This window comes from Pseudomonas sp. MYb2, from assembly GCF_002979955.1.
Classification (GTDB): domain Bacteria; phylum Pseudomonadota; class Gammaproteobacteria; order Pseudomonadales; family Pseudomonadaceae; genus Aquipseudomonas.
This window is the reverse complement of record NZ_PCQC01000026.1, coordinates 61,089-74,022: the sequence shown is the minus strand read 5'-3', so window position 1 is coordinate 74,022 and position 12,934 is coordinate 61,089. Positions and strand designations below refer to the sequence as shown.

The following is a 12,934-nucleotide window of genomic DNA, read 5'->3' as shown; positions in this document are numbered from 1 at the left end:
CTCCAGCCGATGCGCCAGCGAATGGCTCCAGCCAAAGCCCAGCCCGACATCGATCTCGACGGCGCTCGAGCGATACAGACGGCTGAACTCGAACGGCAGCACGCCATCGAGCACCGCATCGGACAGGGTCAGCAGTTCTTCGCCGGTGACCATCGACACCGGACAACCGTTGGTGCAGGTCAGTAGCGCGCAATCGGCGCTGTCGCCGTTGGGGTTTTTTGCTTGATCAGAGGCGTCGTCGTGGTGTTCGTCTTTTTTTAGCGAGGCATTGCGCTTGGCATCCCAACGCAGCTGCAATCGGCCCTTTTTCACGCCGGCGGCAATGCCACGGGCGGCGACCGACTTGTATTGATCAACGTATTTGATGAACCCCTCGACGATGGCAAACATCGCCTTCACCAAGCGCTTCACTGCTGACAGCAATTGCGCTGCGCGATCTGCCAGGCGCAGCGTCAGATAAGCGATCCCTGCGCCCGCCCCGACGAACGTCAGAACCACGCCGATCAACACATCGATCAGCACCTGAACGATCACCATCGACGCCGCTTCAGCAGTTTTCCCGGCGATCTCGCTGGGCGGCAACATCTCCAGCCAGAGGCTTGCAGTGCGTAGCAGTAAACAGAGCGCCGCTTCGTCACTGACCAGCAATTGCAGCTTTTCCATGACGCCAGGGGCCGTCGCAGCGAGCGCCATCAACTGCGTGGCACCCTCGCCCAACCGCTCGGCAAACGCCCCGGGGTCCTTGAGAATGTCCGAGAGCAGACCAAGGCTGTCCCACACGCCTTCGATGGCCGCCCAGCTCCCGGCCAGCATGCCGTTGCCCGCCGCCGTCGCCACCGACTGCGACCACTGTGGTTTGAAACCCTGCCATTCGCTGCGCAGCCAGCCTTCCAGCTCTGCATTCAGGTCGTCATAGGCCGTGAACAGCTCATCGACTTCAGCGGAGGTGACCTTGCTGTGCACCTGCACGCGATAGAACTTGCCGGGTATTCCTATGAATGAGCCTTGGCCTTGCGCATCCAAAGTGACGGGAGTGGTTTCGCCACCATCCATGGCGATCACATCGACCACGATATTTCCCAGCGGAATGTCGTAGACCGATTCAAATTTGCTCTCGAGCAGCATCGGACCGATCTTCGGGCACTGAACGACACTGGAGAAGAAATCGTGATCGCTGCTGCTGACGGCAGTGCTGCTGTCACCGAAGCGGAGGATCCGCTCCATGCCCATCAGCGATGGCAGATCCGCCGCGTGACTGACTGTGTCCGCCGCACGGCTGGCCCAATGCTTGAGCTGCTCGCGGTAAAGACTGAGGGTGGCGGGAAAGCTGTCGAGTTCTTGCTCGATACGGGTGACGGCTTCCATCAGCGCACGCGGGTGTGCGGAGTGGACTGAATAAGCGGGTCAAACATGAGCGTTCCCTCGCGCAAAAATTAGGCGCGGGAACTGTGCGGGGGATCAATCAGGAAAGAAGTCAGGCAAGTAGGTGATGGCTGTAGGACTTATCTGTAAAAGCTACTCACATAAAAAACAGGCAGGCGAAAACGCAAACGTGGCAGGAGGTTTCCTTCACGCCACGTTCATCAAACAGACAAGCAGATATTCAATGCGCAGAACGTTTGCTACTCAACGCCGCGCGAGCCCAGCTCTTTCAGCTTGAGCTCGGCCAATGGGTGCCCGGCCTTGGCAGCCATTCTCCACCAGCGAGCAGCTTCATCCGGGTCAGGCGCCTTGCTCGGCGTACCTGCGAGGCTGATCACGCCAACCTGATAGGCCGCTTTGCCATCACCCGCCAAAGCCGCCAGGCGCAATAATCGCACACCTTCCTCGCGTGCCCCCAGGCCCACACCGCGAAACGTCAGGATGTGCCCATAAAAGCTCTGCGCACCGACATCGCCCAGGTTGGCCATGCGCGCAAACTGACCTTCAAGCCAGCGCCAGCCACGCGGCTGGCGGACAAACCACGACCAGTGAAACAGCCGGCGAGCCAGCCAGTAACTGGCCCGCGCCTTGAGTCGTAGCAACACTCAGGCCTCCGCCGATTCCGGGTACTCGTATTCAAAAACCCGGACAACTTCCGACGCATGCCAAGAGGCGGCGGCGACACCATCGGACGGACCGGAAAACCGCCCGAGACGCTCGACACATTCAAAAAAACCGGTACGCGGCAGGCGACTGGCACCTTGGCTGATGACCAGTGAGCTGCGCAGTGGTTGTTCCGCCTTGGCGTCCAGTGCGGCCAGATGTTCAAGCGCCGCGGTCAGCGTCTGCATCGCCGGCGTCGGCAATTGCAGGCGTTCGAGCAGCGCCCGATAAGTCAGCAGATGGCGCTGACGGCGCGCCTGATCCAGTTCTCCCAGCAATCCGTCCCAATGCTGACGACTGATGCGTACGCTCACGATTCATCCCTCCAACCTGGCACCGTCAACTCCCAGGCCAGGCTGCGACGAATCGCGGCGTCGGGCTGACGCTCGCCACTTTCGATCATGGCCAGATAAGACGGGCTGATGCCTACCGTGCGGGCCAGCGCCTCGATGGCGATGCCCTTCCCTTCGCGCAAACTGCGTAATTGATCCAGACCAGGAAGTATCGGGTCTGATGATGTCGCGACAGGCGCTGGGGCCGGGCGCGACGGTGTTTCGTTGAGACCTGCTGCTTTCAGTAGAGCCTGATATTGAGCCCAAGGCAGAACCGCGTATTCCGGTTCGCCATCGCGTGCAATTATCTGAATATCCATGACTACCCCGTAGGACAACAACACTTAGCGAGTCGGCACTTTTCCCTAGAAGTGTAATCCTAACAGCGGCTAAGGTCGCGGGGGCATCTATCTGTGAAAGGGACTACAACAATCAGGGCTTTTTCGGGCCCTGAAGTTGAAGTTGTTCAGGGGTATCGGGCAGACGTTCGACCACAGCGAGTTTTTCCGGCTGCTGGCGGTTGCGCCAGATGCGGAAGGCGTTGAGCTCATCGTCGAGGGTTTTCATCAGCCAGGCGAGGACGGCAATGTCGTCGAGCATACCGAATACCGGGATGAAATCAGGAATGGCATCGACCGGGCTGAGGAAATACATCAATCCCGCCACCACCGAAACCAGCGCTTTGCCGCTGATGGCGCGGTACTCGCCCCGCCAGTACGCCAGGCACAATGCCTGCAGCAGACGCAGATCATCTTTGAGTTTGCCGAGTCGATTACCTTGCGCGGCACCTTTGCTGGCCACGGCGAACAGCAGCGTCGGTAAACGTCCACGGGCAAGCAATCGGCCAGCCAAGGGCAGGAATCGAGCGAAATTCCACGGAGCTTTCATCTATTCCTCCCGTTGAAATGTTATCCACACAAATTGTGGATAACCTTGTGAACAGAGCTGCATTTGTGCGCTGAGAGCCCCGTTTTATAAGGGCCGCGCTCAGATCGGGCGTTTTTTACTCACATAAAAAACCCCAATATTTCATTGACTTGGCGGCTCAGGGCGTCTACTGCGGGCAGCCTCAAAGCTATGACTCCTCTGACCGGCATCGGTTCGCTCTGTTTACCCTTGCCAACCTCCAGATGCAACAACGCCCCGCATAAGCGAGGCGTTGTTGTTGAAACCGAGACCGATTACTTGGCGGCAGCGGCGTCTTCTTTGGCTGGATCCTTGATGGCCAACAGTTCCAGGTCGAAGACCAGAACCGAGTTGGCCGGGATTGCCGGGCTTGGCGACTGAGCGCCGTAAGCCAGATCGCTAGGGATGTACAGTTTGTACTTCTCGCCAACGTGCATCAGTTGCAGGCCTTCGACCCAACCCGGGATCACGCCGCTTACCGGCAGATCGATCGGGCTGCCACGCTCGACGGAACTGTCGAATACGGTGCCGTTGGTCAGCTTGCCGGTGTAGTGAACGGTCACTACGTCGGTAGGTTTAGGCTGTGGGCCGTCGGCTTTCTTGACCACTTCGTATTGCAGGCCGGAAGCAGTCGTCGTTACGCCTGCTTTCTTGCCGTTTTCTTCGAGGAATTTCTTGCCGGCGGCTGCCGACTCTTCGCTCATCTTGGCCATGCGCTCTTCAGCACGCTTTTGCAGCGCGGCGAAGGCTTCGACCAGTTCTTCGTCTTTCAGCTTCTGTTCTTTCTTGCCGACGGCATCTTCGATGCCCTGGGCTACCGCTTTGGAGTCCAGATCATCCATGCCTTCCTGAGCAAGGCTCTTGCCCATGTTCAGGCCGATACCGTAGGAAGCTTTTTGCGCCGGGGTTTTCAGCTCTACGCTGGTCTGCGAATCACAACCCGCGAGGACCAGGCTAACCAGGGCAACCGCCGCCGCCAACCGATGCTGTTTCATGCTATTTCCTTGTTCATGCGCCGAAAGGGCAATCGAGTAAAGCCGCGAGCTTATCAGGCCGCCACGACCAATGGCTACCGGCATGAGAGCAGGAATCTTCCGATAAGTTCAGGGATTAAAACGCATTTGGGCAAAGGCGCGATGAAGCTTCTGTCATCTATGCCTGACAAGGCTTCCCATGACATCTGGCGTAATGGCCACTTGCCCAGCATGGCCCCGCTCAGGCATAACAGCGCAACAATTCGACAAGGATGTTTATCTTGCGCCTCTTATTCCGTGTGCTGACCCTGATCGTGGTGCTGCTGGGGCTCGTCCTGGTGGTGATTCTGTACTACGTCGCCAACCCGAAATTGCCCTTCTACACCCCCGTCCAGCAGGTGCATTACCTGAATCAGTGGAGTGAAGAAGAACGGCAAACCTACTATTTCACGCCGCAGGGTACGCAGGTCAAAGGCTTGCGCTATGAGTGGTTTCAGGCGCTGGAGTTGCCGTTCTCCGAGCAACGATTCGCCTCTCCCGACTACCTTGCCCGCTTCGGCTTTCTCGTCGATCCGCAACAGAAAGCCACGCCGAACAATCCCGACAACCTGCCTGTCGGCTTTGCCCGACATCAGAATCCCGGCAGTCCCGAGCAATATCTGGACATAACTTGTGCGGCTTGCCACACCGGCGAATTGCGCTTCAAAGGCCAAGCCATACGCGTTGATGGCGGTGCGGCGCAGCATGTGCTGCCTTCCAGCGTTCCTACACTGCGTGGTGGTAGTTTCGGACAGGCACTGGTCGCCAGTCTGACCTCAACCTACTTCAATCCCTGGAAATTCGAACGCTTCGCTCGAAACGTCTTGGGTGATGAGTACGATGCGCGCCACGGGCAACTGCGCAAGGATTTCAAAGGCTCACTGGACACCTTCCTGAAAGTCGCCTGGAACGACACCCATCGCGGCCTCTACCCGACCGAAGAAGGCCCCGGCCGTACCGACGCGTTCGGACGGATCGCCAATGCGACGTTCGGCGATGCCATCTCCCCTGCCAACTACCGCGTTGCCAATGCACCGGTGGATTACCCGCAGTTGTGGGACATGTGGACTTTCGACTGGGTGCAATGGAACGGCTCGGCGCAGCAGCCGATGGCGCGCAATATCGGTGAGGCATTGGGCGTAGGCGCTACCCTGAATTTCTTCGACGCCGACGGCCAGCCGCTGCAAGGCGATGAGCGCTATGCCTCCAGCGTGCGCGTGCGTGATCTGCACAAGATTGAGGAAACCCTGCAAAAGCTTCAGCCGCCCGCCTGGCCGGAAGATTTGCTGGGCGTTGTCGATAGACCCCTGGCCGCCAAAGGTCGCACGTTGTTCAGCGAGAATTGCGCCGGATGCCACGTCCCGCGGGCAACCCGTGAGGGCGACCGCTGGGTGCAACACCTGCACATGCTCCCCGTTGATGTCATCGGCACAGACCCCAATGCAGCCACCAATATCGCGACTCACCGCTTCGATCTGACGGCACTGCAATGGGATTTGCAAGAACTGAAGAATATGGACGTCAAGCTGCATCCAGAGCCCAAAGAACCGTTGGATCTGAGCCAGCTATCAGTCGCCAAGGGACTGGCTTACGTCACCGCATTCGTCGAAAACCGCGCCTACCGCGAAGCCAAGGTTACGCCGGAAGAAAAGCCAGACTTCGATGGCTTTGGCCTGCCGATTGGCGTGCGCGAAAAAGTCGCCTACAAGGCACGGCCATTGGCCGGTGTCTGGGCCACTGCGCCGTTTTTGCACAACGGCTCGGTGCCGACTATTTACCAGTTGCTCTCACCACAGGATGAACGCGCAACCACCTTCTATAAAGGCACGTTCGAATACGAACCACGGCATCTGGGTTATCGCACCGAAGCGTTCCCTAATGGCTTTCTGTTCGATACGCGGATCAGCGGCAACCACAACAGCGGTCATGAATTCCGCGCCGGCGAGCGCGGTAACGGCGTCATCGGCCGACTGCTGCAACCGGAGGAACGCTGGGCGTTGCTGGAATACCTGAAAGTCCTCGGCGGCCCACTGGAGGCGCAATTGCCATGATCCTGCCAACCTTCAAGAAAGAACTGCCGATACTCGCCCGAATCTGGTTGTGGCTCGGGCGTTTACTCGGCAAAACACTGTTGATTATGCTCGCCATCGGCCTGCTCGGCTGGGCAGTCGCCACCGCGTGGTTTGCCTGGCAACAACGCGGGCCGGTGTCGGCAACCGAACAGATTCCATCTGGCGAAGCGGCGATGACCCAAGACGTGATCCAGACCGCCGTGCGCATCGTCGATCAACACCGCGAACCCACACGGTATTTGCGCGACGCGCATGCCAAGGCCCATGGCTGTGTAAAGGCTGAAGTCCAGGTCTTACCTCAGTTGGCGCAGTCGCTGCGACAGGGCGTTTTCAGCGAACCGGGGACAACCTGGCAAGCGATGATTCGCCTGTCCAACGGCAATGCTTATCCGCAATTCGACAGCATTCGCGACGCCCGTGGCATGGCGATCAAATTGCTGGACGTGCCGGGTAAACAGCTACTTGGCGAACGCGCGCAGCGGCGTGAACAGGATTTTGTCATGTTCAGCCATCCGAACTTCTTTGTCAGTGATGTCGCCGAGTACCGTCAGAATGTGGCTGCTCAAGCTGACGGTAAAAAGGTCATGGCGTTTTTTCCGGGCTGGGATCCACGCACCTGGCAGATCCGCCATTTGTTTATTGCCTTGGCCACCCTGTCGTCGCCGCCAGACAGTCCGACGGCGACGACCTACTTTTCGGTCTCGCCCTACAAATTCGGTGACGCCAATGCGAAGTTTCGGGTGATGCCGGATCCGGCCCGCTGCCCGGCCTACACGCTACCGAAACAGAACCACGACTTGCCGAACTTCCTGCGCAGCGCTCTCAATCAACAGTTGTCGGCGGATCGAGTGCCGGCGTGTTTTGTCCTGCAGATCCAGCGTCAGGATGCGAACCGGTACATGCCGATCGAAGACACCAGTATTGAATGGCGTGAGCAGGACTCACCGTTCGAGACCGTGGCGCGGATTACCTTGCCACCACAGGACTTCGATTCGCCTGCGCTGAATCTGGCGTGTGACAACCTGTCGTTCAATCCGTGGTTCGGCATTGAAGCGCATCGGCCGATTGGCGGGATCAATCGTCTGCGCAAAGCGGTGTATGAGGCGGTGAGTGATTATCGGCATAGCCGGAATGCCCTGTAGGAGCTGTCGAGTGCAACGAGGCTGCGATCTTTTGATCTTAGGAAAGCAGGATCAAAAGATCGCAGCGTGCCGTAGCTCCTACAGGGGCTCAGGTGATTTTCTCAAACCCCGGACAGCAAAAAGCCCGCACTAGGCGGGCTTTCTGTGGAATCTGGCGTTCAGTGTTCCAGATTCCGAATATGGCGCAGCGGACGGGACTCGAACCCGCGACCCCCGGCGTGACAGGCCGGTATTCTAACCGACTGAACTACCGCTGCGCGAAACGCTTGAAACGAATGGTGGGTGATGACGGGATCGAACCGCCGACATTCTGCTTGTAAGGCAGACGCTCTCCCAGCTGAGCTAATCACCCTTCGCTTCGTTACGGGACGCATTATGCCACAAGTTTTCGTAATGTGTTGATTTAATTGAAGTTTTTTTCAAATAAATCCGAAAACCGGTAAAACGACACATCCCGCGGGTACAACCTTGGAGCAGAAAAAAACCCGCCTTGGCGGGTTTTTCCGTGGTGACCTGGCGTTCAGTGGTCCAGGTTACCGAATATGGCGCAGCGGACGGGACTCGAACCCGCGACCCCCGGCGTGACAGGCCGGTATTCTAACCGACTGAACTACCGCTGCGCTAAACACTTGAAACGAATGGTGGGTGATGACGGGATCGAACCGCCGACATTCTGCTTGTAAGGCAGACGCTCTCCCAGCTGAGCTAATCACCCTTCGCTTCGGTGTGGCGCGCATTCTACGGAGCGACCCAACCTCTGGCAAGCACTTTTTAAAATAATTTTCTCAGGCCTTCCAAAGGCTTAGAGAAGGGTTGGCCTATTAGACGGCGAAGACAATAATGCCCCCCTTTGTATAAAGGAGAGACTCACCCCATGTGGTTCAAAAACCTGCTTATCTATCGCCTGACCCAAGACCTGCCTGTCGATGCCGAGGCGCTGGAAACTGCACTGGCCACCAAACTGGCGCGTCCATGTGCAAGCCAGGAGTTGACCACCTACGGTTTCGTCGCGCCGTTCGGCAAAGGCGAAGATGCTCCATTGGTGCACGTCAGCGGTGACTTCCTGCTGATTTCCGCGCGTAAAGAAGAACGCATTCTGCCGGGCAGCGTCGTGCGTGACGCGGTCAAGGAAAAGGTCGAAGAGATCGAAGCCGAACAGATGCGCAAGGTCTACAAGAAGGAACGCGATCAGATCAAGGATGAAATCATCCAGGCGTTCCTGCCGCGCGCCTTTATCCGTCGCTCGTCGACCTTCGCCGCGATTGCGCCGAAACAGGGCCTGATCCTGGTCAACTCGGCCAGCCCGAAACGCGCCGAAGACCTGCTGTCGACCCTGCGTGAAGTGATCGGCACCCTGCCCGTCCGTCCGTTGACGGTAAAAATGGCACCGACAGCGGTCATGACCGATTGGGTCACCACGCAGAAAGCCGCCGACGACTTCTATGTACTGGACGAGTGCGAACTGCGCGATACCCACGAAGACGGCGGTATCGTGCGTTGCAAACGTCAGGATCTGACCAGCGAAGAAATCCAGCTGCACCTGAGCACTGGCAAAGTCGTGACCCAGCTGTCGTTGGCCTGGCAGGACAAGCTGTCGTTCATGCTCGACGACAAGATGACCGTCAAACGCCTGAAGTTCGAAGATCTGCTGCAGGATCAGGCGGAACAGGACGGCGGCGATGAAGCGCTGGGGCAACTGGATGCCAGCTTCACCCTGATGATGCTGACCTTTGGCGATTTCTTGCCGGCGCTGGTGGAAGCGTTGGGTGGTGAAGAGACTCCGCAGGGGATCTAACGCCTTGTGATATCCAAACTGTAGGAGTGAGCCTGCTCCGGGCGGCGATCCGACGATGAGGGACTGACATTCAACACCACTGTTGACTGAACAACCGCCATCGTCGGATCGCCGCCCGGAGCAGGCTCGCTCCTACATTTGTTTTATGGTGTTCATTTAATAATAAGGATCAAGCCATGCGCGCACTGGCTGCACTCAGCCGCTTTGTCGGCAATACCTTCGCTTACTGGGTTCTGATTTTCGCCGTCGTGGCGTTCTTGCAACCGGCATGGTTCCTCGGTCTCAAAAGCGCGATCGTGCCGCTGCTCGGCCTGGTGATGTTCGGCATGGGCCTGACCCTCAAACTCGACGACTTCGCTGCTGTTGCCCGCCACCCATGGCGCGTGGCACTGGGCGTGGTTGCACACTTCGTGATCATGCCCGGCGTGGCGTGGTTGCTCTGCCAGGTATTTCATTTGCCGCCAGAAATCGCCGTCGGCGTGATTCTGGTCGGCTGCTGCCCAAGCGGCACGTCGTCCAACGTGATGACCTGGCTGGCTCGCGGCGATCTGGCGTTGTCGGTCGCGATCGCTGCCGTCACCACCCTCCTCGCCCCACTGCTGACCCCGGCGTTGATCTGGCTGCTGGCCTCGGCATGGTTGCCGGTATCGTTCATGGAGTTGTTCTGGTCGATCCTGCAAGTGGTGTTGCTGCCGATCATCCTTGGCGTGGTTGCTCAGCGTCTGCTCGGCGACAAGGTTCGTCACGCCGTAGACGTGTTGCCACTGGTGTCGGTGGTCAGCATCGTAATCATCGTCACTGCCGTGGTAGCCGCGAGTCAGGCGAAGATTGCCGAATCCGGTCTGTTGATCATGGCCGTGGTGATGCTGCACAACAGCTTCGGTTATCTGCTGGGTTACTTCACCGGGCGTCTGTTCAAGTTGCCACTGGCACAGCGCAAGTCGCTGGCCCTGGAAGTCGGCATGCAGAACTCCGGCCTGGGTGCCGCGCTGGCCAGTGCGCACTTTTCGCCATTGGCGGCGGTGCCGAGTGCTTTGTTCAGTGTGTGGCACAACATTTCCGGGGCGCTGCTTTCGACCTACTTCCGACGCATGAGCGAGAAGGAAGATCGCGAGGCTTCGGTGCAACAAGCCGCCGACTGAGGCGAAACTTGATCCCCGGATTAATGCTGGTCAAACTATCGCGCAACGCGGGGACGACCCTGCGGCTCGATCGAGTCATTAATCTGGGGACGACCCCGTCAATCGATGGAGGTCTTTCATGTCCTGGATCATTCTGTTTTTCGCCGGCCTGTTCGAAGTCGGCTGGGCCGTTGGCCTGAAATACACCGACGGTTTCTCCCGCCCGCTACCTACCGCTCTGACTGTTGCGGCCATGGCCATCAGCCTTGGTTTGCTCGGCCTTGCGATGAAGGAATTGCCGCTGGGCACGGCTTACGCGATCTGGACCGGTGTCGGCGCCGTGGGCACGGTGATTGCCGGGATCATTCTGTTTGGCGAGTCGATGGCGTTGATTCGGCTGGCCAGTGTGGCGTTGATCATTACCGGGTTGATTGGCCTTAAGGTCAGCGCCTAGGCATCTACCGCAATCGCGAGCAGGCTCACTCCTACAGGGAAACGCATTTCAAATGCAGGAGTGAGCCTGCTCGTGATTAGGCCAACACAATCAGCGCCTATCTAACGGCCCCGCGCAACTCCCCCACCAACACCTGCAACTTCGCCGGCTCCGCCGCATCAACGTCCACCGGCGAACCCGCCACCAACGTCACCCGCGACCACAACCGCCGAAACACACCTTTATTCGGATCGCGACTGAAGAAACTTCCCCACAGCCCTTGCAACGCCAGTGGAATCACCGGCACCGGCGTTTCTTCGAGAATCCGCGTCAACCCGCCCCGGAATTCATTCATCTCGCCGTCGGCGGTCAGCTTGCCTTCCGGAAAGATGCATACCAACTCACCGTCCTTCAGATATTGGGCAATCCGCGTGAAGGCCTTTTCGTAGATCTGGATGTCTTCCTGGCGACCGGCGATAGGAATGGTCCCCGCCGTGCGAAAGATAAAGTTCAGCACTGGCAGGTTGTAGATCTTGTAATACATGACAAAGCGAATCGGCCTACGCACTGCGCCACCAATCAGCAAGGCATCGACGAACGACACATGGTTGCACACCAGCAGTGCCGCGCCTTCGTCAGGAATCGCGTCAAGGTTGCGATGTTCGACGCGGTACATGGAATGGCTGAGCAGCCAGATCAAGAAACGCATGCTGAACTCGGGGACGATCTTGAAGATATAGGCGTTAACGCCGATGTTGAGCAGCGACACCACCAGAAACAACTGCGGAATCGACAATTGCACCACGCTCAACAACACGATCGAAACAATCGCCGAGACCACCATGAACAACGCGTTGAGAATGTTGTTGGCGGCGATCACCCGAGCCCGCTCGTTCTCGGCGGTGCGTGACTGGATCAAGGCATACAGCGGCACGATGTAGAAACCACCGAAGATGCCGAGACCGAGGATGTCGATCAGCACTGCCCAAGTGTGCACAAAGCCCAGCACCTCGATCCAGCTATGGCCGGTGACACTGTCGGGGATTCCACCGGAGTGCCACCACAGCAACAGCCCGAACACGGTCAGGCCGAACGAGCCGAACGGCACCAGACCGATCTCGACCTTGCGCCCGGAGAGCTTCTCGCAAAGCATCGAGCCCAGCGCAATGCCGACCGAGAACACCGTGAGAATCAAGGTGACCACGGTCTCATCGCCGTGCATCCATTCCTTGGCATAGGCAGGGATCTGCGTCAGGTAAATCGCCCCGACAAACCAGAACCACGAGTTGCCGACAATCGAGCGCGACACCGCTGGGGTCTGGCCCAGACCGAGTTTCAACGTCGCCCAGGATTGACTGAAGATGTTCCAGTTCAGACGCATCTCTGGCGAAGAGGCCGCCGCGCGGGGAATGCTACGGCTGGCCAGATAACCCAATACGGCGATGCCGACGATGGCGCTCGACACCAACGGCGCGTAATGAGTCGAGGACATGATCACCCCGGCACCAATCGTCCCGGCGAGAATCGCCAGAAACGTGCCCATCTCCACCAGACCGTTGCCGCCGACCAACTCATCCTCACGCAGCGCCTGCGGCAGGATCGAATACTTCACCGGCCCGAACAGCGCCGAGTGCGTGCCCATGGCGAACAGCGCCACCAGCATCAGCGACAGATGATCGAACAGGAAACCGACGGATCCTACGGCCATGATGGCGATTTCCGCGAGTTTGATCAGACGGATCAGCGCGTCCTTGGCGAATTTTTCCCCGAACTGTCCGGCCAGTGCCGAGAACAGGAAAAACGGCAGGATGAACAGCAACGCACACAGGTTGACCCAGATCGAACGGTCACCCTCGATGGTCAGCCGATAAAGAATGGCGAGGATCAGCGACTGCTTGAACACGTTGTCGTTGAACGCGCCAAGGGACTGCGTGATGAAGAACGGCAGGAAGCGCCGGGTGCGCAGCAGGTTGAACTGTGAGGGGTGACTCATCTTCCGTGTTTCCCTGATGTTTAAGGTAGAGAGGCCTGGGTA

At 58.4% G+C, this 12,934-nt stretch carries 12 protein-coding genes and 4 tRNA genes; 5 read left to right on the top strand and 11 right to left on the bottom strand.

Features of this window, described 5'->3' with window-relative positions; all coding sequences use genetic code 11:
• From CQ009_RS27710 to CQ009_RS27685, 6 genes are all read right to left on the bottom strand, one after another.
• A partial coding sequence (locus tag CQ009_RS27710) for a DUF6531 domain-containing protein (RefSeq protein WP_256585512.1) occupies positions 1 to 1,365 on the bottom strand: 1,365 nt, incomplete at its 3' end.
• Between the two features lie 257 nt (positions 1,366 to 1,622).
• The gene (locus CQ009_RS27705; protein WP_064390908.1) at positions 1,623 to 2,027 is read right to left on the bottom strand and encodes an SEL1-like repeat protein; all 405 of its coding nucleotides are present in this window, start codon (positions 2,025 to 2,027) and stop codon (positions 1,623 to 1,625) included.
• On the bottom strand, positions 2,028 to 2,399 hold the full coding sequence (locus CQ009_RS27700; protein ID WP_003223109.1) for a hypothetical protein: 372 nt from the start codon (positions 2,397 to 2,399) through the stop codon (positions 2,028 to 2,030).
• Positions 2,396 to 2,737 carry a helix-turn-helix transcriptional regulator gene (locus tag CQ009_RS27695; RefSeq protein WP_064390909.1) on the bottom strand — a complete coding sequence of 114 codons (342 nt, stop codon included), beginning with the start codon at positions 2,735 to 2,737 and terminating at the stop codon, positions 2,396 to 2,398. Before CQ009_RS27695 ends, CQ009_RS27700 begins: the two co-directional genes overlap by 4 nt.
• A gap of 112 nt (positions 2,738 to 2,849) precedes the next feature.
• On the bottom strand, positions 2,850 to 3,305 hold the full coding sequence (locus tag CQ009_RS27690; RefSeq protein ID WP_064390910.1) for a YkvA family protein: 456 nt from the start codon (positions 3,303 to 3,305) through the stop codon (positions 2,850 to 2,852).
• Positions 3,306 to 3,598: 293 nt separating this feature from the next.
• Positions 3,599 to 4,318 carry an FKBP-type peptidyl-prolyl cis-trans isomerase gene (locus CQ009_RS27685; RefSeq protein ID WP_103306955.1) on the bottom strand — a complete coding sequence of 240 codons (720 nt, stop codon included), beginning with the start codon at positions 4,316 to 4,318 and terminating at the stop codon, positions 3,599 to 3,601.
• A 260-nt stretch (positions 4,319 to 4,578) separates the two neighbouring features.
• Here CQ009_RS27685 and CQ009_RS27680 point away from each other — a divergent pair, with 260 nt between their 5' ends.
• Both CQ009_RS27680 and CQ009_RS27675 read left to right on the top strand, forming a co-directional pair.
• Positions 4,579 to 6,387: a di-heme-cytochrome C peroxidase gene (locus CQ009_RS27680; protein WP_105709310.1), complete on the top strand. Its 1,809-nt coding sequence runs from the start codon at positions 4,579 to 4,581 to the stop codon at positions 6,385 to 6,387.
• The gene (locus CQ009_RS27675) at positions 6,384 to 7,550 is read left to right on the top strand and encodes a catalase family protein (protein ID WP_105709309.1); all 1,167 of its coding nucleotides are present in this window, start codon (positions 6,384 to 6,386) and stop codon (positions 7,548 to 7,550) included. The genes CQ009_RS27680 and CQ009_RS27675 overlap by 4 nt, the downstream gene beginning before the upstream one ends.
• A 180-nt stretch (positions 7,551 to 7,730) precedes the next feature.
• Here CQ009_RS27675 and CQ009_RS27670 read toward each other — a convergent pair.
• The 4 genes from CQ009_RS27670 to CQ009_RS27655 form a co-directional block, all read right to left on the bottom strand.
• Positions 7,731 to 7,807: transfer RNA gene (locus tag CQ009_RS27670), tRNA-Asp, on the bottom strand.
• A 19-nt stretch (positions 7,808 to 7,826) separates the two neighbouring features.
• Positions 7,827 to 7,902, bottom strand: a tRNA-Val gene (locus CQ009_RS27665).
• Positions 7,903 to 8,093: 191 nt separating this feature from the next.
• Positions 8,094 to 8,170 (bottom strand) — tRNA-Asp (locus CQ009_RS27660).
• Between the two features lie 19 nt (positions 8,171 to 8,189).
• Positions 8,190 to 8,265, bottom strand: a tRNA-Val gene (locus CQ009_RS27655).
• A 159-nt stretch (positions 8,266 to 8,424) separates the two neighbouring features.
• Between CQ009_RS27655 and rdgC the strand changes: the two genes are divergently transcribed.
• The 3 genes from rdgC (at position 8,425) to sugE (ending at position 10,920) form a co-directional block, all read left to right on the top strand.
• Positions 8,425 to 9,345 carry a recombination-associated protein RdgC gene (rdgC, locus tag CQ009_RS27650; RefSeq protein ID WP_064390914.1) on the top strand — a complete coding sequence of 307 codons (921 nt, stop codon included), beginning with the start codon at positions 8,425 to 8,427 and terminating at the stop codon, positions 9,343 to 9,345.
• A gap of 176 nt (positions 9,346 to 9,521) precedes the next feature.
• Complete coding sequence (locus CQ009_RS27645) at positions 9,522 to 10,487, top strand: bile acid:sodium symporter family protein (protein ID WP_064390915.1); 966 nt, start codon at positions 9,522 to 9,524, stop codon at positions 10,485 to 10,487.
• 118 nt (positions 10,488 to 10,605) lie between these two features.
• Entirely contained in the window at positions 10,606 to 10,920 is a 315-nt protein-coding gene (gene sugE, locus CQ009_RS27640; RefSeq protein ID WP_008077894.1) for a quaternary ammonium compound efflux SMR transporter SugE, read from the top strand.
• A gap of 97 nt (positions 10,921 to 11,017) precedes the next feature.
• Here sugE and CQ009_RS27635 read toward each other — a convergent pair whose 3' ends face one another.
• Positions 11,018 to 12,892: an MFS transporter gene (locus CQ009_RS27635; RefSeq protein WP_105709308.1), complete on the bottom strand. Its 1,875-nt coding sequence runs from the start codon at positions 12,890 to 12,892 to the stop codon at positions 11,018 to 11,020.
• Positions 12,893 to 12,934 lie beyond the last annotated feature (42 nt).